General features: G+C 72.2%; 16 protein-coding genes. 14 read left to right on the top strand and 2 right to left on the bottom strand.

Going from position 1 to position 19559, the window contains the following annotated elements; genetic code table 11:
- Nucleotides 1-2 precede the first annotated feature (2 nt).
- From JKV81_RS11025 to JKV81_RS10970, 12 genes are all read left to right on the top strand, one after another.
- Nucleotides 3-1289: a dihydroorotase gene (locus JKV81_RS11025; protein WP_124279748.1), complete on the top strand. Its 1287-nt coding sequence runs from the start codon at nt 3-5 to the stop codon at nt 1287-1289.
- Nucleotides 1286-1903, top strand: a complete 618-nt coding sequence (locus JKV81_RS11020) for a PH-like domain-containing protein (RefSeq protein WP_129261339.1) — start codon at nt 1286-1288, stop codon at nt 1901-1903. Before JKV81_RS11025 ends, JKV81_RS11020 begins: the two co-directional genes overlap by 4 nt.
- Nucleotides 1900-3042 carry a glutamine-hydrolyzing carbamoyl-phosphate synthase small subunit gene (carA, locus tag JKV81_RS11015; RefSeq protein WP_129261337.1) on the top strand — a complete coding sequence of 381 codons (1143 nt, stop codon included), beginning with the start codon at nt 1900-1902 and terminating at the stop codon, nt 3040-3042. Before JKV81_RS11020 ends, carA begins: the two co-directional genes overlap by 4 nt.
- Nucleotides 3035-6343, top strand: a complete 3309-nt coding sequence (gene carB, locus JKV81_RS11010; protein WP_124279751.1) for a carbamoyl-phosphate synthase large subunit — start codon at nt 3035-3037, stop codon at nt 6341-6343. Before carA ends, carB begins: the two co-directional genes overlap by 8 nt.
- A gap of 58 nt (nt 6344-6401) precedes the next feature.
- On the top strand, nt 6402-7511 hold the full coding sequence (locus JKV81_RS11005) for a quinone-dependent dihydroorotate dehydrogenase (RefSeq protein WP_202075576.1): 1110 nt from the start codon (nt 6402-6404) through the stop codon (nt 7509-7511).
- Nucleotides 7508-8347, top strand: coding sequence for an orotidine-5'-phosphate decarboxylase (pyrF, locus tag JKV81_RS11000; protein WP_124279753.1), 840 nt, complete (start codon nt 7508-7510; stop codon nt 8345-8347). The genes JKV81_RS11005 and pyrF overlap by 4 nt, the downstream gene beginning before the upstream one ends.
- Nucleotides 8348-8591: 244 nt before the next feature.
- On the top strand, nt 8592-8915 hold the full coding sequence (locus JKV81_RS10995; protein WP_014157387.1) for an integration host factor: 324 nt from the start codon (nt 8592-8594) through the stop codon (nt 8913-8915).
- Between the two features lie 38 nt (nt 8916-8953).
- Nucleotides 8954-9571 carry a guanylate kinase gene (gene gmk, locus JKV81_RS10990; RefSeq protein ID WP_099176877.1) on the top strand — a complete coding sequence of 206 codons (618 nt, stop codon included), beginning with the start codon at nt 8954-8956 and terminating at the stop codon, nt 9569-9571.
- 99 nt (nt 9572-9670) lie between these two features.
- Complete coding sequence (rpoZ, locus tag JKV81_RS10985; RefSeq protein WP_003970369.1) at nt 9671-9943, top strand: DNA-directed RNA polymerase subunit omega; 273 nt, start codon at nt 9671-9673, stop codon at nt 9941-9943.
- A gap of 183 nt (nt 9944-10126) precedes the next feature.
- Nucleotides 10127-11329, top strand: a complete 1203-nt coding sequence (gene coaBC / locus JKV81_RS10980) for a bifunctional phosphopantothenoylcysteine decarboxylase/phosphopantothenate--cysteine ligase CoaBC (protein WP_129261333.1) — start codon at nt 10127-10129, stop codon at nt 11327-11329.
- 239 nt (nt 11330-11568) lie between these two features.
- Nucleotides 11569-12777, top strand: coding sequence for a methionine adenosyltransferase (gene metK, locus JKV81_RS10975; RefSeq protein ID WP_124279755.1), 1209 nt, complete (start codon nt 11569-11571; stop codon nt 12775-12777).
- Between the two features lie 119 nt (nt 12778-12896).
- Nucleotides 12897-15041 (top strand): primosomal protein N', encoded by a 2145-nt coding sequence (locus tag JKV81_RS10970; RefSeq protein WP_202075574.1) that lies wholly within the window; start codon nt 12897-12899, stop codon nt 15039-15041.
- Nucleotides 15042-15312: 271 nt separating this feature from the next.
- Here the strand turns inward: JKV81_RS10970 and JKV81_RS10965 are convergent, their stop codons facing one another.
- Nucleotides 15313-15822, bottom strand: coding sequence for a hypothetical protein (locus JKV81_RS10965; protein ID WP_124279757.1), 510 nt, complete (start codon nt 15820-15822; stop codon nt 15313-15315).
- A gap of 252 nt (nt 15823-16074) precedes the next feature.
- Here JKV81_RS10965 and fmt point away from each other — a divergent pair, with 252 nt between their 5' ends.
- The gene (gene fmt / locus JKV81_RS10960; RefSeq protein ID WP_202075573.1) at nt 16075-17007 is read left to right on the top strand and encodes a methionyl-tRNA formyltransferase; all 933 of its coding nucleotides are present in this window, start codon (nt 16075-16077) and stop codon (nt 17005-17007) included.
- Between the two features lie 79 nt (nt 17008-17086).
- Nucleotides 17087-18520, top strand: coding sequence for an RsmB/NOP family class I SAM-dependent RNA methyltransferase (locus JKV81_RS10955; RefSeq protein WP_124279759.1), 1434 nt, complete (start codon nt 17087-17089; stop codon nt 18518-18520).
- Between the two features lie 84 nt (nt 18521-18604).
- On the opposite strand, the gene JKV81_RS10950 is transcribed toward JKV81_RS10955, so the two are convergent.
- Nucleotides 18605-19540: a TauD/TfdA dioxygenase family protein gene (locus JKV81_RS10950; RefSeq protein ID WP_129261329.1), complete on the bottom strand. Its 936-nt coding sequence runs from the start codon at nt 19538-19540 to the stop codon at nt 18605-18607.
- Nucleotides 19541-19559: the final 19 nt, after the last annotated feature.

Genomic DNA, 19559 nt, shown 5'->3' with positions numbered 1-19559 from the left:
CCATGAGCAAGATCCTGATCCGCGGTGCGAAGGTCCTCGGCGGCGAGCCGCAGGACGTCCTCATCGACGGCGAGACGATCACGCGGACCGGCACCGGCATCGAGGCCGGCGACGCCACCGTGATCGAGGCGGCGGGGCAGATCCTGCTGCCCGGCCTCGTCGACCTCCACACCCACCTGCGCGAGCCCGGCCGCGAGGACTCCGAGACCGTCCTCACCGGCACCAAGGCCGCGGCGGTCGGCGGCTTCACCGCCGTGCACGCCATGGCCAACACCTTCCCGGTCGCCGACACCGCCGGCGTCGTCGAGCAGGTCTGGCGGCTCGGCAAGGAGTCCGGCTACTGCGACGTGCAGCCGATCGGCGCCGTCACCGTCGGCCTGGAGGGCAAGCAGCTCGCCGAGCTCGGTGCCATGCACGACTCCGCCGCCGGGGTGAAGGTCTTCTCCGACGACGGCAAGTGCGTCGACGACGCGGTCATCATGCGCCGCGCCCTGGAGTACGTGAAGGCCTTCGACGGCGTCGTCGCCCAGCACGCCCAGGAGCCCCGCCTCACCGAGGGCGCCCAGATGAACGAGGGCATCGTCTCGGCCGAGCTCGGCCTGGGCGGCTGGCCCGCCGTCGCCGAGGAGTCGATCATCGCCCGCGACGTCCTCCTCGCCGCGCACGTCGGCTCCCGGGTGCACATCTGCCACCTGTCGACCGCCGGCTCCGTGGAGATCGTCCGCTGGGCCAAGTCCAAGGGCTGGAACGTCACCGCCGAGGTCACCCCGCACCACCTCCTCCTCACCGACGAGCTCGTACGGACCTACAACCCGGTCTACAAGGTGAACCCGCCGCTGCGCACCGAGGCCGACGTCATGGCCCTGCGCGAGGCCCTCGCCGACGGCACCATCGACTGCGTGGCCACCGACCACGCCCCGCACCCGCACGAGGACAAGGACTGCGAGTGGGCCGCCGCCGCCATGGGCATGGTGGGCCTGGAGACCGCGCTCTCCGTGGTCCAGCAGACGATGGTGGACACCGGTCTCCTCGACTGGGCGGGCGTCGCCGACCGCATGTCGGCCCGCCCCGCGGCCATCGGCCGGCTCGAAGGACACGGCCGGCCCGTCTCGGCGGGTGAGCCCGCCAACCTCACCCTGGTCGATCCGGCATACCGTGGAGCTGTGGACCCCGCGGGCTTCGCCTCCCGCAGCCGCAACACTCCGTACGAGGGTCGCGAGCTGCCCGGCCGAGTGACCCACACCTTCCTGCGGGGCCGTGCCACGGTCGTCGACGGGAAGCTCGCGTGACAACACTCAACCGCCTGTACCAGCTGGCCGCCGAAGAGAAGTCGGCCGAAGTGACGGACTGGTCCGCCCGCATCAGCTGGGTCCTCGGACTGGTCGTCCTCATCGCCTTCGTCTACTGGCTGATGCGCCAGGGATGGAAGTGGCGGGGGAGCCTGCAGTCCGGCCTGCCCGAGCTCGCGACCACCCCCGACGGGTTCGCGGACGGTGAGAAGCTGCTCACACTGACCGGCCGCTACCACGCCTCGACGACCGCGGGCCAGTGGCTCGACCGGATCGTGGCGCACGGCCTCGGCACCCGCAGCAGGGTCGAGATGACCCTCACCGAGCAGGGCCTCGACGTCGTACGCCCCGGGGCAGCCGACTTCTTCGTACCGGCCGCCGCACTGCGCGAGGCCAGGCTGGAGAAGGCGCTCGCCGGCAAGGTCCTGCCCGAGGGCGGCCTGCTGGTCATCACCTGGGCGCTCGGCGACCGGCTGATCGACTCCGGCTTCCGCTCCGACCACGCGGCCGAGCACCCGGCCTGGGTCGACGCCGTCAACCACCTCACCGGCGCAGCAGCCGGTGACCACCTCACCAGCACCACCACCAGCACGACGGAAGGCACCGCACGATGACGATCTCCACCCGGGGAGCAGCACAAGCTCCCGCCGTACTCGTCCTGGAGGACGGCCGCTCCTTCCGCGGCCGCGCCTACGGGGCCGTGGGGGAGACCTTCGGCGAGGCGGTGTTCTCCACCGGCATGACCGGCTACCAGGAGACGCTGACCGACCCCTCGTACCACCGCCAGGTCGTCGTCATGACCGCCCCGCACGTCGGCAACACCGGCGTGAACGACGAGGACCCCGAGTCCGGACGGATCTGGGTCTCCGGCTACGTCGTCCGCGACCCCGCCCGGACCCCCTCCAACTGGCGCTCGCGCCGGTCCCTGGACGAGGAGCTCGCGAGCCAGGGCGTCGTCGGCATCAGCGGCATCGACACCCGCGCGCTCACCCGCCACCTGCGGGAGCGCGGCGCGATGCGCGTCGGCATCTTCTCCGGCAACGCCGTCGAGGACGAGGGCGTGCTCCTCGCCAAGGTGCGCCAGGCCCCCGAGATGAAGGGCGCCGACCTCGCGGCCGAGGTCGCCACCAAGGAGGCGTACGTCGTCCCCGCCGTCGGCACCAAGAAGTTCACCGTCGCCGCGATCGACCTCGGCATCAAGGGCATGACCCCGCACCGCATGGCCGAGCGCGGCATCGAGGTGCACGTCCTGCCCGCCACCGCCACCCTCGACGAGGTGTACGCCGTGCAGCCCGACGGAGTGTTCTTCTCCAACGGCCCCGGCGACCCCTCCACCGCCGACCACCCCGTCGCCCTCATGCGGGGCGTCCTGGAGCGGAAGACCCCGCTCTTCGGCATCTGCTTCGGCAACCAGATCCTGGGCCGCTCGCTCGGCTTCGGCACCTACAAGCTGAAGTACGGCCACCGCGGCATCAACCAGCCCGTGCAGGACCGCACGACCGGAAAGGTCGAGGTCACCGCGCACAACCACGGATTCGCCGTCGACGCCCCGCTCGACAAGGTCTCCGACACGGACTTCGGCCGCGCCGAGGTCTCCCACGTATGCCTGAACGACCAGGTCGTCGAAGGACTGCAGCTGCTCGACCAGCCGGCCTTCAGCGTCCAGTACCACCCCGAAGCAGCCGCGGGCCCGCACGACGCCGCGTACCTCTTCGACCGCTTCGTATCCCTGATGGAGGGCCAGCGTGCCTAAGCGCTCCGATATCCAGTCCGTCCTGGTCATCGGCTCCGGTCCGATCGTCATCGGGCAGGCCGCCGAGTTCGACTACTCCGGCACCCAGGCCTGCCGCGTGCTCAAGGCCGAGGGCCTGCGCGTCATCCTGGTGAACTCCAACCCGGCGACGATCATGACCGACCCGGAGATCGCCGACGCCACGTACGTCGAGCCGATCACCCCCGAGTTCGTCGAGAAGATCATCGCCAAGGAGCGCCCCGACGCGCTGCTCCCGACCCTCGGCGGCCAGACCGCGCTCAACACCGCGATCTCCATGCACGACAACGGTGTGCTGGAGAAGTACGGCGTCGAGCTCATCGGCGCCAACGTCGAGGCCATCAACAAGGGCGAGGACCGCGACCTCTTCAAGGGCGTCGTCGAAGCCGTCAAGGCCAAGATCGGTTACGGCGAGTCCGCCCGCTCCGTCATCTGCCACACCATGGACGACGTCATCGCGGGCGTCGACACCCTCGGCGGCTACCCCGTCGTCGTCCGTCCCTCCTTCACCATGGGCGGCGCCGGCTCCGGCTTCGCCCACGACGAGGAGGAGCTGCGCCGCATCGCCGGACAGGGCCTCACGCTCTCGCCGACCACCGAGGTGCTCCTGGAGGAGTCCATCCTCGGCTGGAAGGAGTACGAGCTGGAGCTGATGCGCGACAAGAACGACAACGTCGTGGTCGTCTGCTCCATCGAGAACTTCGACCCGATGGGCGTCCACACCGGCGACTCCATCACCGTCGCCCCGGCGATGACGCTCACCGACCGTGAGTACCAGCGGCTGCGTGACATCGGCATCGCGATCATCCGCGAGGTCGGCGTCGACACCGGCGGCTGCAACATCCAGTTCGCGATCGACCCGTCCGACGGCCGGATCATCGTGATCGAGATGAACCCGCGCGTCTCCCGCTCCTCGGCGCTCGCCTCCAAGGCCACCGGCTTCCCGATCGCCAAGATCGCCGCCAAGCTGGCCGTCGGATACACGCTCGACGAGATCCCCAACGACATCACCGAGAAGACGCCGGCCTCCTTCGAGCCGTCCCTCGACTACGTCGTGGTCAAGGCCCCGCGCTTCGCCTTCGAGAAGTTCCCGTCCGCCGACTCCACCCTCACCACCACCATGAAGTCGGTGGGCGAGGCCATGGCGATCGGCCGCAACTTCACCGAGGCCCTGCAGAAGGCCCTGCGCTCCCTGGAGAAGAAGGGCTCGCAGTTCGCCTTCACGGGGGAGCCGGGCGACAAGGCCGAGCTGCTCGCCGAGGCGGTCCGCCCCACGGACGGCCGCATCAACACCGTGATGCAGGCGATCCGGGCCGGAGCCACCCAGGAGGAGGTCTTCGACGCCACGAAGATCGACCCCTGGTTCGTCGACCAGATGTTCCTGATCAAGGAGATCGCCGACGAGCTGGCCTCCGCCGAGCGCCTGGACGCCGACCTGATCGCCGAGGCCAAGCGGCACGGCTTCTCCGACGCCCAGATCGGTGAGATCCGCGGGCTGCGCGAGGACGTCGTACGCGAGGTCCGGCACGCCCTCGGTATCCGCCCGGTCTACAAGACGGTCGACACCTGTGCCGCCGAGTTCGCCGCGAAGACGCCGTACTTCTACTCGAGCTACGACGAGGAGAGCGAGGTCGCGCCGCGCACCAAGCCGGCGGTGATCATCCTCGGCTCCGGCCCGAACCGCATCGGCCAGGGCATCGAGTTCGACTACTCGTGCGTCCACGCCTCCTTCGCGCTGAGCGACGCGGGCTACGAGACCGTGATGGTCAACTGCAACCCGGAGACCGTCTCCACGGACTACGACACCTCCGACCGGCTCTACTTCGAGCCGCTCACGCTCGAGGACGTCCTGGAGATCGTGCACGCCGAGTCCCTCGCGGGCCCGATCGCCGGCGTCATCGTCCAGCTCGGCGGCCAGACCCCGCTCGGCCTCTCGCAGGCCCTCAAGGACAACGGCGTCCCGGTCGTGGGCACCTCCCCGGAGGCCATCCACGCCGCCGAGGACCGCGGCGCGTTCGGCCGGGTGCTCGCCGAGGCCGGTCTGCCGGCCCCGAAGCACGGCACCGCCACCACCTTCGCCGAGGCCAAGGCCATCGCCGACGAGATCGGCTACCCCGTCCTCGTACGCCCGTCGTACGTGCTCGGCGGCCGCGGCATGGAGATCGTCTACGACGAGATCCGGCTGTCCTCGTACATCTCCGAGTCCACCGAGATCAGCCCCACCCGGCCGGTCCTGGTCGACCGCTTCCTCGACGACGCCATCGAGATCGACGTCGACGCGCTCTACGACGGCACCGAGCTCTACCTCGGCGGCGTCATGGAGCACATCGAGGAGGCCGGCATCCACTCCGGCGACTCCGCCTGCGCGCTGCCCCCGATCACCCTCGGCGGCTACGACATCAAGCGGCTGCGGGCCTCCACCGAGGGCATCGCCAAGGGCGTCGGCGTCCGCGGACTGATCAACATCCAGTTCGCCCTCTCCGGCGACATCCTGTACGTCCTGGAGGCCAACCCCCGCGCCTCGCGGACCGTCCCCTTCACCTCGAAGGCGACCGCGGTGCCGCTGGCCAAGGCCGCCGCCCGCATCTCGCTCGGCGCCACGATCGCCGAGCTCCGCGCCGAGGGCCTGCTGCCGAGGAACGGCGACGGCGGCACCCTGCCGCTGGACGCGCCGATCTCCGTCAAGGAGGCCGTCATGCCCTGGTCGCGCTTCCGCGACATCCAGGGCCGCGGCGTCGACACGGTCCTCGGCCCGGAGATGCGCTCCACCGGCGAGGTCATGGGTATCGACTCCGTCTTCGGCACGGCGTACGCCAAGTCGCAGGCCGGCGCCTACGGACCGCTGCCCACCAAGGGCCGCGCCTTCATCTCCGTCGCCAACCGTGACAAGCGCACGATGATCTTCCCGGCCCGCGAGCTGGTCGCCCACGGCTTCGAGCTGATGGCCACCTCCGGCACCGCCGAGGTCCTCAAGCGCAACGGCATCAACGCCACGGTCGTGCGCAAGCTCTCCGAGGGCGAGGGCCCGAACGGCGAGCGGACCATCGTCCAGCTGATCCACGACGGCGAGGTCGACCTCATCGTCAACACGCCGTACGGAACGGGCGGCCGGCTCGACGGCTACGAGATCCGCACCGCGGCGGTCGCCCGGTCCGTGCCGTGCCTCACGACGGTCCAGGCGCTCGCCGCCGCCGTCCAGGGCATCGACGCGCTCAACCACGGAGGCGTCGGCGTACGTTCCCTCCAGGAACACGCGGAACATCTGATCGCGGCCCGCGACTAGGAAGCCAGCAGCAGGGGGACACCGGAAACGGTGTCCCCCTCTTCATGAGGACACCGTGATGTACAAACTCTTCTTCCAGCTGGTCTTCAAGCGGATGGACCCCGAGCAGGCCCACCACGCCGCGTTCCGCTGGATCCGCCTCGCCGCCCGCGTCCCCGTGCTGCGCACCTTCGTCGCCGCCGCTCTCGCCCCCCGCCACAAGGAGCTGCGGACCGAGGCCCTCGGCCTGCGGATGCACGGTCCCTTCGGGCTCGCCGCCGGCTTCGACAAGAACGCCGTCGCCATCGACGGCATGTCCATGCTCGGCTTCGACCACATCGAGATCGGCACGGTCACCGGCGAGCCGCAGCCCGGCAACCCGAGGAAGCGGCTGTTCCGCCTCGTCGAGGACCGGGCGCTCATCAACCGCATGGGCTTCAACAACGAGGGCTCCGCGGCCGTGGCCGAGCGCCTCGCCGCCCGTAACCCTGTCTTCCGCACCACGGTCGGCGTCAACATCGGCAAGACCAAGGTCGTGCCGGAGGCCGAGGCCGCCGCCGACTACGTGAAGTCCACCGAGCGGCTCGCCGCCCACGCCGACTACCTCGTCGTGAACGTGTCCTCGCCCAACACGCCCGGCCTGCGCAACCTCCAGGCCACCGAGTCGCTCCGCCCGCTGCTCACCGCGGTGCGCGAGGCCGCCGACCGCACGGTCACCACCCGGCGGGTCCCGCTGCTCGTCAAGATCGCCCCGGACCTCGCGGACGAGGACGTCGACGCGGTCGCCGACCTCGCCGTCGAGCTCGGCCTGGACGGCATCATCGCCACCAACACCACCATCGCCCGCGACGGCCTCGGCCTGAGGTCCGACGCCTCCCTGGTCCAGGAGACCGGAGGACTCTCCGGCGCACCCCTCAAGGAGCGCTCCCTGGAGGTCCTGAGCCGCCTGTACGCCCGTGTGGGGACCCGGATCACCCTGGTGGGCGTCGGGGGCATCGAGAACGCCGAGGACGCCTGGCAGCGCATCCTGGCCGGTGCCACGCTCGTCCAGGGCTACAGCGCCTTCATCTACGAGGGCCCGTTCTACGCCCGCGCGATCCACAAGGGCCTGGCCGCCCGCCTGGCCGCATCCCCGTACGCCACCCTCGCCGAAGCCGTCGGCGCCGAGACACGGAAGGTCATGCAGTGACCCTTGAACCCTTCGGCGCGCGCCTGCGCCACGCCATGGACACCCGCGGGCCGCTCTGCGTCGGTATCGACCCGCACAGCTCCCTGCTCACCTCCTGGGGCCTGAACGACGACGTCGCGGGACTGGAGCGCTTCACGCGTACGGTCGTCGAGGCCCTGGCCGACCGGGTCGCCGTGCTCAAGCCGCAGTCCGCGTTCTTCGAGCGCTTCGGCTCGCGCGGCATTGCCGTCCTGGAGAAGGCCGTGGAGGAGGCCCGCGCGGCCGGCGCCCTCGTGCTGATGGACGCCAAGCGCGGCGACATCGGCTCCACGATGGGGGCCTACGCGGCCACCTACCTCGACAAGGACTCGCCGCTCTTCTCCGACGCGGTCACCGTCTCGCCGTACCTCGGCTTCGGCTCGCTGCGGCCCGCGCTCGACGCCGCCGCGGTCTCCGGTGCCGGTGTCTTCGTGCTCGCCCTCACCTCCAACCCGGAGGGCGCGGAGGTCCAGCGCGCCACCGTGGCGGACGGACGGCCGCTGGCCCAGGTGATGCTCGACCACCTGGCCGCCGAGAACGCGGGTGCGACACCGCTCGGCTCCGTCGGCGCGGTGGTCGGCGCCACGCTCGGGGACACCGGTGTCGATCTGTCGGTCAACGGCCCGCTGCTCGCCCCCGGCATCGGCGCCCAGGGTGCGACGCCGGCGGATCTGCCCCGCGTCTTCGGTGCCGCGGTGCGCAATGTCGTGCCCAGCGTGAGCCGGGGCGTGCTGCGCCACGGACCGGACGCGTCAGGGCTGCGCGAAGCCGCCGGACGGTTCGCGGACGAGGTCCGTACGGCCGTCCCGGAAAGCTGACCATGCCACGTAACTGCCTGTTGACGGAATCCTGACCAAAATTCCGGGTTGTTATGGCCGGAATGTCCGGGTCGGCTCAGGCTGACCAGGACTTTTCGTCTGTTCTCGCTGACTCAGGCGGTCTTGCCCGCTAGTCTCCGTCGAGAGCCAACGAGCACACGTTGTTCGTTGCTCACCAGGTGTGGGGCTACCAGGTTCCTCACCGGTCCGTATCCGACAGATCGACATCCGAGGTGACGTAGGCGTGGCTCTTCCGCCCCTTACCCCTGAACAGCGCGCAGCCGCGCTCGAAAAGGCCGCCGCGGCTCGCCGGGAGCGGGCCGAGGTCAAGAATCGACTCAAGCACTCCGGCGCCTCGCTCCACGAGGTCATCAAGCAGGGCCAGGAGAACGACGTCATCGGCAAGATGAAGGTCTCCGCTCTTCTCGAGTCCCTGCCGGGCGTGGGCAAGGTCCGCGCCAAGCAGATCATGGAGCGTCTCGGCATCTCCGAGAGCCGCCGTGTCCGGGGTCTTGGCTCCAACCAGATCGCATCCTTGGAGCGTGAGTTCGGCGGCAGCGCCGCCTGACGTTCTCAGGCACTCCTGAGAACCTGGATAATCGCCCCATGGCTGCAACATCCCGGGGGACGTCCCCCGTACCCCCGGACGTACGTCCGCGGCTGACCGTGCTCTCCGGCCCCTCAGGGGTCGGCAAGAGCACGGTCGTCGCTCATATGCGCAAGGTTCACCCCGAGGTCTGGCTCTCGGTGTCCGCCACGACCCGTAAGCCACGCCCCGGCGAACGCAACGGCGTCCACTACTTCTTCGTGGACAACGAGGAGTTCGACAAGCTGATCGCCAACGGCGAACTGCTGGAGTGGGCCGAGTTCGCCGGCAACCGGTACGGCACGCCCCGGCAGGCCGTGCTCGACCGCCTGGAGGCGGGCGAGCCGGTGCTGCTGGAGATCGACCTCCAGGGCGCCCGGCTGGTCCGCCAGTCGATGCCCGAGGCGCAGCTCGTCTTCCTGGCTCCGCCGGGCTGGGACGAGCTGGTGCGCCGGCTCACCGGCCGTGGGACGGAGTCGCAGGAAGTGATCGAGCGCCGCCTCGCGGCGGCGAAGGTCGAGCTGGCCGCCGAGGCCGAGTTCGACACGACCCTCGTCAACACCTCGGTCGAGGACGTGGCACGCGAGCTGCTAACGTTGATGCTGCAGGCTTCCGGCCTCCGTGGTACCGACGACTGACCTCAGGTCCTGACCGGTCCGCGGACGCAGAGCATCACCACTGCGGAACCAGCACGATCAAAGATCTCTTTGATCTCTATCCCCTTCGGAAGGCAGAGAGTGTCCTCTTCCATCACCACGCCCGAGGGCATCATCAACCCGCCGATTGATGAGCTCCTCGAGGCCACCGACTCGAAGTACAGCCTTGTGATCTACGCCGCCAAGCGCGCGCGTCAGATCAACGCGTACTACTCGCAGCTCGGCGAAGGCCTCCTCGAGTACGTCGGTCCGCTCGTCGACACCCACGTGCACGAGAAGCCGCTCTCGATCGCGCTCCGCGAGATCAACGCGGGTCTGCTGACCTCCGAGGCCATCGAGGGCCCCGCGCAGTAGGCAGACGGCAGGAAAAGCACCTTCACCACAGGCCCGGCGGTCGGTATCCGCCGGGCCTGTGGTGTGCCCGGCACCGGACCCGCCGGACCGCGCTCCGGGCGGTGAGGCAGCATGGAGGGCGTACGTCATGAGGCCGCACGCGAGTGCGCGGAGACACGAGTGACACGAGTGCGGGGAGACGCAGTGGAGAAGCCGAAGGTCGTCCTGGGGGTCAGCGGGGGCATCGCCGCGTACAAGGCGTGCGAGCTGCTGCGCAGGCTGACCGAGTCCGGGCACGACGTACGGGTCGTCCCGACCGACGCGTCGCTGAACTTCGTCGGGGCGGCCACCTGGTCCGCCCTCTCCGGGAACCCCGTGTCGACCGAGGTCTGGGAGAGCGTGCACGAGGTGCCGCACGTCCGGATCGGCCAGGGCGCCGACCTCGTCGTGGTGGCCCCCGCCACCGCCGACCTGCTCGCCAAGGCCGCCCACGGCCTCGCCGACGACCTCCTCACCAACACCCTGCTCACCGCGCGCTGTCCGGTCGTCTTCGCCCCCGCGATGCACACCGAGATGTGGGAGCACCCCGCCACCCAGGAGAACGTCGCCACCCTGCGCCGCCGCGGCGCCGTCGTCATCGAGCCCGCCGTCGGCAGGCTCACCGGCGTGGACACCGGCAAGGGCCGGCTGCCCGACCCGGGGGAGATCTTCGAGGTCTGCCGCCGCGTCCTGACCCGGGGGCCCGCCGCCCCCGACCTCGCGGGACGGCACGTGGTGATCAGCGCGGGCGGCACCCGTGAGCCGCTGGACCCGGTGCGCTACCTGGGCAACCGCTCCTCCGGAAAGCAGGGGTACGCCCTGGCCCGCACCGCCGTCGCCCGCGGCGCCCGGGTCACGCTGGTCGAGGCCAACACGGGCCTGCCCGACCCTGCGGGCGCGGACGTGGTGCGCGCCGGGACCGCCGTACAGCTGCGCGAGGCCGTGCTGAAGGCGGCGGCCGACGCCGACGTGGTGGTGATGGCCGCGGCGGTCGCCGACTTCCGGCCCGCCGCGTACGCGACGGGGAAGATCAAGAAGAAGGACGGCCAGGAACCGGCCCCCATCACGCTCGTCCGCAACCCCGACATCCTCGCCGAGGTCGCCGCGGACCGCGCCCGGGAGGGGCAGATCGTCGTCGGCTTCGCCGCCGAGACCGACGACGTCCTCGCCAACGGCCGTGAGAAGCTCCGCCGCAAGGGCTGCGATCTGCTCGTGGTGAACGAGGTGGGGGAGCGCAGGACCTTCGGTTCCGAGGAGAACGAAGCGGTCGTGCTCGGGGCCGACGGCGGTGAGACCCCTGTGCCGTACGGGCCCAAGGAAGCGCTTGCCGACACGGTGTGGGACCTGGTGGCGGCTCGATTCGGTTAGATTGCGCAGATCCCCGTTCCGGCGGGAGCAACTCAAGAGATCGGGCCCCATCTCGCCACGGAAGGAGTGATTGTCGTACTGCCGTCAACAGTGCCGCAGGTCACAGACCTCCCAAGGGGCGAGACACGTGCCCCGATCACCGGAAGCGACCGATAAACTGTTGGACGGAATGTGCCGGGCGCAGCTCCCGGAGTTCCATCAATGATCAGCCAGCAGCCGCTGCAACCCCAGGGAGCGATGTGTCCCGCCGTCTCTTCACCTCGGAGTCCGTTACCGAGGGCCACCCCGACAAGATCGCTGACCAGATCAGCGACACGATTCTCGACGCCCTCCTGCGCGAGGACCCCTCCTCGCGCGTCGCCGTCGAGACCTTGATCACCACCGGTCTGGTGCATGTCGCGGGTGAGGTCACGACCAAGGCCTACGCCGACATCCCCAACCTCGTGCGCAACAAGGTGCTGGAGATCGGCTACGACTCCTCCAAGAAGGGCTTCGACGGAGCCTCCTGCGGCGTCTCGGTGTCCATCGGGGCGCAGTCCCCGGACATCGCCCAGGGTGTCGACACCGCGTACGAGAAGCGGGTCGAGGGCGACGAGGACGAGCTCGACAAGCAGGGCGCCGGCGACCAGGGGCTGATGTTCGGCTACGCCTGCGACGAGACGCCCGAGCTGATGCCTCTGCCGATCTACCTCGCGCACCGGCTCTCGCGCCGGCTCTCCGAGGTGCGCAAGAACGGGACCATCCCGTACCTGCGTCCCGACGGCAAGACCCAGGTCACCATCGAGTACGACGGTGACAAGGCCATCCGCCTCGACACGGTCGTCGTCTCCTCGCAGCACGCCTCCGACATCGATCTGGACTCGCTGCTCGCGCCCGACATCCGTGAGTTCGTCGTCGAGCACGTGCTGAACCAGCTCATCGAGGACGGCATCAAGCTGGACACCGAGGGCTACCGCCTGCTGGTCAACCCGACCGGACGCTTCGAGATCGGCGGCCCGATGGGTGACGCCGGTCTCACCGGCCGCAAGATCATCATCGACACCTACGGCGGCATGGCCCGCCACGGCGGCGGCGCCTTCTCCGGCAAGGACCCGTCCAAGGTCGACCGCTCGGCGGCGTACGCCATGCGCTGGGTCGCCAAGAACGTCGTCGCGGCCGGGCTCGCCGCCCGCTGCGAGGTCCAGGTCGCCTACGCGATCGGCAAGGCCGAGCCGGTCGGTCTGTTCGTCGAGACCTTCGGCACCGCCGCGGTCGACACGGAGAAGATCGAGCACGCGATCGGTGAGGTCTTCGACCTCCGCCCGGCCGCGATCATCCGTGACCTCGACCTGCTCCGCCCGATCTACGCCCAGACCGCGGCGTACGGGCACTTCGGCCGTGAGCTCCCCGACTTCACCTGGGAGCGCACCGACCGCGTGGACGCGCTGCGCGCGGCGGCGGGCATCTAGCACCACCGCACGTCCTTCACGCCGGGGCCCGGACACCGTACGAGGTGTCCGGGCCCCGGCGTGTGACAGCGGTTCCGGGCCCCCTGGGCCTGTCAGTGGCGTCTGGTAGGAATGTGGCTGTGAGCAGCGACGACGAGCGGTCCGAGGAGCCCGGGTCCGGGGCGCCGGAGCAGCTTGCGCTCATCCGGGAGTCGGTGCGCCGGGCCCAGGTGCCGCGCGCCAAGCCCCGGACCTGGCGGGGCGCCGCGCTCGCCGAGGAGCTGCCCGTGGCCCGTGTCCTGGTGAACAAGGGCGCGCTCCACCTCGACCAGTACTTCGACTACGCCGTCCCCGAGGAGCTCGACGCCGACGCGCAGCCCGGCGTCCGGGTCCGGGTGCGGTTCGGGGCCGGAGGGCGCCAGGTCCGCGGCGGCCGGCGCGAGGGCGGCGGCCTGATCGACGGCTTCCTGATCGAGCGGCGGGCCTCCTCGGACTACCAGGGCGCCCTTGCTGCCCTCGCCTACGTCGTCTCGCCCGAGCCGGTGCTCGGCCCCGAGCTGCTGGAGCTCTCGCGGGCCGTCGCCGACCGGTACGCCGGCAGCCTCGCCGATGTGCTGCAGCTGGCCGTGCCGCCGAGGAACGGCCGCGCCGAGGGCAAGCCCTCGCCCGAGCCGCTGCCACCGCCGCCCGCCCCCGCGCCCGGGACCTGGGAGCGGTACGCCCAGGGGCCCGGCTTCCTGCGCGCCCTGGCCGAGGGCGGGGCGCCCCGGGCCGTGTGGACGGCGCTGCCGGGACCGCACTGGCCCGAGGAGATCGCCCGCGCCATGGCCGCGACCCTGGCCTCGGGCCGGGGCGCGCTCGTCGTCGTACCCGACGGGCGGAGCGCCGGGCGGGTCGACGCCGAGCTGACGGCGGTGCTGGGGGAGGGGCGCCACACGCTGCTGACCGCCGACTCCGGCCCCGAGAAGCGCTACCGGCAGTGGCTGGCGGTCCGGCGCGGCTCCGTGCGCGCGGTGGTCGGGACCAGGGCCGCGATGTTCGCCCCGGTCGCCGACCTGGGCCTGGTGGCCCTCTGGGACGACGGCGACTCCAGCCACAGCGACGACAACGCCCCCTTCCCGCACGTCAGGGAGGTCCTGGAGCTGCGGGCCGCGCACGGCCGCTGCGCGTTCCTGCTCGGCGGCACGAGCTGCACGGTGGAGGCCGCCCAGCTGGTCGAGAGCGGCTGGGCCCTGCCGCTGCGCGCGGAGCGGGACCAGCTGAGGCTCGCGGCCCCTCTCGTGCGTACGGTCGGCGACGGGGAGCTCGCGCGGGACGGCGCCGCCCGCTCGGCCCGGCTGCCCAGCCTGGCCTGGCAGACCGTGCGGGACGGACTGCGCACCGGCCCCGTGCTCATCCAGGTGCCCCGCCGGGGTTACGCGCCCAGGCTGGCCTGCGAGCGCTGCCGTGAGCCTGCCCGGTGCCGGCACTGCGCGGGGCCGCTCCAGGCGCCGGACCAGCAGGACCTCGACTGCGCCTGGTGCGGGCGGGCCGAGACGGCGTGGAGCTGCCCGGCCTGCGGCGGGGTCCGGCTGCGGGCCCGGATCGTCGGCGCCCGCCGGACCGCGGAGGAGCTGGGGCGGGCGTTCCCCGCCGTCCCGGTGCGGACCTCGGGGCGGGACCATGTGCTGGACTCCGTGCCCGACCAGCCCGCTCTCGTCGTCAGCACCCCCGGCGCGGAGCCGGTGGCCGAGGGCGGTTACGCGGCGGCGCTGCTGCTGGACGGCTGGGCCATGGTCGGCCGGCCCGACCTGCGGGCGGGCGAGGAGGCGCTCCGGCGCTGGACGGCCGCCGCCGCGCTGGTGCGGGGCCAGCCGGAGGGCGGCACCGTGGTGATCGTGGCCGAGCCGACGCTGCGGCCCGTGCAGGCCCTGGTCCGCTGGGACCCGGTCGGCCACGCCCGCCGCGAGCTCGCGGAACGCGCCGAGCTCGGCTTCCCGCCGGTGTCCCGGATGGCCTCGGTCACCGGCCCGCCGGAGGCCGTGGCCGCCTACCTCGCCGGTGCGGAGCTGCCGCCCGAGGCGGAGGTGCTCGGCCCGGTGCCGGTGCCCGGAGCCACTCCCGGCAGGCCCCGCAGACAGGGGGACGCGCCCCCCGGGGAGACCTGGGAGCGCGCGCTGGTCAGGGTCCCGCCGGGGCGGGGAGCGGCGCTGGCGGCCGCCCTGAAGACGGCACAGGCGGCGCGGACCGCGCGGGGCACGGGGGAGCCCGTACGGATCAGGATCGACCCCCCGGACATCGGCTGACGCCGGCGGGAGGGACGGGGCGCGGGGCCGGGGAGTCACCGGAGGCCCGTCCGGCGGCTGGGCGTCCCCGGCCGCCGGATCCTGCCGCACCGGGGGGCCCGGGGCTGTCCGGCGGCCGCGCGGCCGCCGGGCCATCGGGTCCTGCCGCACTGCGGGCCCGGGCCTTCCGGCGGCCGTCGCGGCCCGGGACATCGGGCCCTTCCGCACCGGGCCCGGCCCGGTCAGCCGTCGCGCCGTATGCTCCGGTCATCCGTAGAGCCGCACACTCCGGTCAGCCGTTGCGCGGGCCGGGGAAGGCGCCCGGCCGGTCCGACGGCTGCGGCGGCATCGAGCGGGCCGCGGGCACGGCCGGCAGCACCGAGGAGCCCTGCGCCGCGGGCACCGTACGGTTCGTGTTCTCGGAGGCGGCTTCCGACGACCCTGGCTGCGGGGTCGTACGCCGTGCGCCGTAACGGCGGTGCACCGCCTGCTTGGTGACCCCGAGCGCGGAGCCCACCGCGTCCCACGAGAAGCCCAGCGAGCGGTCGAAGTCCACCGCCGCGGTGACCAGCGTCTCGACACTGTCCCGCAGTTCCTGGGCGAGCCGGACCGTCGGGGCCGGAGCCCTCCCGTAGACGACGAAGCCCGCGGACGGGCCGGAGCGGCGCGGACGGTAGACGTTGCCCAGCTGCGCAGTGAGGGTGCGCAGCGCGTCCACCTGCCGCCGGACCCGCTCGATGTCCCGCACCAACAGGTGCAGACTGGCACGCGCTTGGGCGTCGTGGGTTGCGTGGTCGGCCATGAACAAGCCTCTCGAACCGGCGTTGAAAGGGATCGGGCCGCGCGGCGGCGGCCCACTTCGGTCAATCTCACTTGACCAACGCGTCACCCGGCCATGTGGTCACGCAATAGGGGCGTATGTGCATATGCGCGGGGCGCCCGTGACCCGCGTACGCCCCCCGGCCACGGGCTCGCGGGGCGAGGCGGAGGGAAGACCCTAGACTGGTGTGCTGCTCGCCACGTACGTTCCGGCCCGAGAGGCAGTCCGCCACCCATGAAGCTCGTCTTCGCAGGCACCCCCGAGGTCGCCGTTCCCGCTCTGGACGCCCTGATCGCCTCCGACCGCCACGAGGTGGCCGCCGTGGTGACCCGCCCCGACGCACCGGCCGGGCGGGGACGCCGGCTGGTCGCCAGTCCCGTGGCCGAACGCGCCGAGGAGGCGGGCATCGAGGTGCTCAAGCCCGCCAGGCCGCGTGACGAGGACTTCCTGGCGCGGCTGCGGGAGATCGCCCCGGACTGCTGCCCCGTCGTGGCCTACGGCGCGCTGCTGCCCAAGAGCGCGCTGGACGTGCCGGCCAGGGGCTGGGTCAACCTGCACTTCTCGCTCCTGCCCGCCTGGCGCGGGGCCGCGCCCGTGCAGCACGCGGTCATGGCCGGCGACGAGGTGACCGGCGCCTCCACCTTCCTGATCGAGGAGGGGCTGGACTCGGGCCCGGTCTACGGCGTCCTGACCGAGGAGGTCCGGCCCACCGACACCAGCGGCGATCTGCTCACCCGGCTCGCCTTCGCGGGCGCCGGGCTGCTCGCGGCGACCATGGACGGCATCGAGGACGGCACCCTGCACGCCGTCCCGCAGCCCGCCGAGGGCGTCACCCTCGCCCCCAAGATCACCGTCGAGGACGCCCAGGTGCGGTGGTCGGACCCCGCGCTCCGGGTCGACCGCGTGGTGCGCGGCTGCACCCCCGCCCCTGGGGCCTGGACGCTCTTCCGCGGCGAGCGGCTCAAGCTGGTCCAGGCCGTGCCCGTCCTGGACCGGACCGACCTCGCCCCGGGCGAGCTGTCCGCGGGCAAGAACAACGTGTACGTGGGGACCGGCTCGCACGCCGTGGAGCTCCTCTGGGTCCAGCCGCAGGGCAAGAAGCCGATGCGGGCCGCCGACTGGGCCCGCGGTGTGCGCATCGCCCACGGGGAGCTGCTGGGGCTCTGAGGCCTGGGGGCGGGGTGCGGTCCCGGCGGACGTACGCTGGACGGGTTCGTCCCCTCACCATCAGCGGAGCACCTTTCACGTGAACGACCAGCCGCGTCGCCGTCCCGCCAAGCCCCATCGCCGTCCCCAGAAGGACCCGGTCCGGTTCCTCGCCTTCGAGGTGCTCAGGGCCGTCGACGAGCGCGACGCCTACGCCAACCTCGTCCTGCCCCCGCTGCTGAAGAAGGCGCGCGCCAAGGGCGACTTCGAGGGCAGGGACGCGGCGCTGGCGACCGAGCTGGTCTACGGGACGCTGCGCCGCCAGGGCACCTACGACGCGATCGTCGCGGCCTGTATCGACCGGCCGCTGCGGGAGGTCGACCCGCCGGTGCTCGACGTGCTCAACATGGGCGTCCACCAGCTGCTCGGCACCCGGATCCCGACCCACGCGGCCGTCTCCGCCAGCGTAGAGCTGGCACGGGTGGTGCTGGGCGAGGGCCGCGCCAAGTTCGTCAACGCGGTGCTCCGCAAGGTCTCCGCGCACGACCTCGACGGCTGGGTGGAGCGCGTCGCGCCCGCGTACGACGAGGACGCCGAGGAACACCTCTCCGTCGTCCACTCGCACCCCCGCTGGATCGTCTCCGCCCTCTGGGACGCCCTGGGCGGCGGCCGCGCGGGCATCGAGGACCTGCTGGAGGCCGACAACGAACGGCCCGAGGTGACGCTGGCGGCCCGCCCCGGCCGCTCCACCACCGAGGAGCTGCTTGACGCCCTCGGCGAGGAGAGCGGCCTTCCCGGCCGCTGGTCGCCCTATGCCGTACGGATGGCCGAGGGCGGCGAGCCCGGTGCGCTGGCCGCCGTACGGGACGGCAGCGCCGGTGTGCAGGACGAGGGCAGCCAGCTCGTCGCCGCCGCGCTCGCCGCCGCCCCGGTCGAGGGCGACGACACCCGGTGGCTGGACGGCTGCGCCGGCCCGGGAGGCAAGGCCGCGCTGCTGGCCGCGCTCGCCGCGCAACGCGGCGCGACCCTGCTCGCCGCGGAGAAGCAGCCGCACCGCGCCCGGCTCGTCGAGCGCACGCTGGCCGGCAACCCGGGGCCGTACCAGGTGATCACCGCCGACGGCACCAGGCCGCCGTGGCGTCCCGGTTCCTTCGACCGGGTCCTCATGGACGTACCCTGCTCCGGCCTCGGCGCGCTGCGCAGGCGCCCGGAGTCCCGCTGGCGGCGCCGCGCGGAGGACCTGGAGAGCTTCGCCCCGCTGCAACGGGGGCTGCTGCGCGAGGCGTTGAAGGCCGTACGCGTCGGCGGGGTCGTCGGTTACGCGACCTGCTCCCCGCACCTCGCGGAGACCAGGGTCGTCGTCGAGGACGTGCTCAAGGGGCGCGGCGGTGAGCCGTTCGAGGCCGAGTGGATCGACGCACGCCCCCTGCTGCCCGGGGTCCCCGCGCTGGGCGACGGGCCCGACATCCAGCTCTGGCCGCACCTGCACGGCACGGACGCGATGTACCTGGCCCTGCTGCGACGCACGGCCTGACCCGGAGGCGTACCCGCACGGGCTGACCCCGAGGCGTACCCGCGTGGGCGGACTCCCAGGGGCGGCCCGCGCGGGCGCCGGACCTCAGTACGGGCGGTCGCCCGCGACGGCGACGCGCTCGGCCACCCTGCGGTGCGGGGCGTAGTCGTTCACCGCGTAGTGCTGCGTCGCCCGGTTGTCCCAGAACGCGACGTCCCCCGCGCGCCAGCTGAAGCGCACCTGGTACTCGGGCACATGGGCCTGCTGGAACAGCAGACGCAGCATCCGGTCGCTCTCCTCCTGGTCCCAGCCCACGATCCGGGTGGTGAACGAGGTGTTGACGAAGAGCATCCGGCGTCCGGTGGCCGGATGCGTCCGCACCACCGGGTGCTCGACCGGCGGGAAGCGGTCCTGGAAGGCGATCAGCCGCTCCTCGGGGGTGAACCGCGCGAAGCCCGGCACGAAGTCGTGCACCGCGCGCGCCCCCTCCAGGCGCGCCTTCACCTCCTGCGGAAGGTTGTCGTACGCGGCGGCCATGTCGGCCCACATAGTGTCGCCGCCGTACGGGGGCACCTCGCGCAGCTGGAGGACCGCGCCGAGCGCGGGCCGCTCCCGGAACGTCACATCGGTGTGCCAGACGTTCTCGAAGCTCGGCGCGGCCGAGCGGTCGAAGCGCGCCACCGCAGGATCGTCCCCGACGGCCAGCAGCGGGTTGGTCTCCAGCTCGCCCCAGTTACGGGCGAAGGCCCGCTGCTCGGCCGAACTCGGGTGCTGCCCGCGGAAGAAGAGCACCTTCCACTCCAGCAGCGCCCTGTCGAGCTCCTCGCGCACGGCAGGCGTGAGCGGCCGGGTCAGGTCGACACCGCCGATCTCGGCCCCGATCAGCGGGCCGAGCGGTACGACGTCGAACAGCGTGTAGGGCCGGTCGGGCTGCCCCGGGGCCAGCCTGCGCAGCTCGCGGGGGCCTTCGTACAGCCCGTCCGGAGGCAGCCGGTGGGCGCGCAGCGCGGGGCGGGACTCGATGGAAGCGGTGGGGGACATGGGAGCTCCTGTTCTGCGT

This window comes from Streptomyces silvae (genome assembly GCF_016745505.1).
GTDB lineage: Bacteria > Actinomycetota > Actinomycetes > Streptomycetales > Streptomycetaceae > Streptomyces > Streptomyces silvae.
Note: the sequence above shows the minus strand (reverse complement) of the source record. Positions and strands in the feature narration are given on the sequence as shown.

Bases quoted from the DNA above. Each gene is read 5' to 3' on its own strand.
- JKV81_RS11025 (WP_124279748.1), top strand. From the start codon at position 3: ATGAGCAAGATCCTGATCCGCGGTGCGAAGGTCCTCGGCGGCGAGCCG.
- carA (WP_129261337.1), top strand. From the start codon at position 1,900: ATGACGATCTCCACCCGGGGAGCAGCACAAGCTCCCGCCGTACTCGTC.
- JKV81_RS11005 (WP_202075576.1), top strand. From the start codon at position 6,402: ATGTACAAACTCTTCTTCCAGCTGGTCTTCAAGCGGATGGACCCCGAG.
- gmk (WP_099176877.1), top strand. From the start codon at position 8,954: ATGGCTGCAACATCCCGGGGGACGTCCCCCGTACCCCCGGACGTACGT.
- JKV81_RS10965 (WP_124279757.1), bottom strand. From the start codon at position 15,822: ATGGCCGACCACGCAACCCACGACGCCCAAGCGCGTGCCAGTCTGCAC.
- fmt (WP_202075573.1), top strand. From the start codon at position 16,075: ATGAAGCTCGTCTTCGCAGGCACCCCCGAGGTCGCCGTTCCCGCTCTG.
- JKV81_RS10950 (WP_129261329.1), bottom strand. From the start codon at position 19,540: ATGTCCCCCACCGCTTCCATCGAGTCCCGCCCCGCGCTGCGCGCCCAC.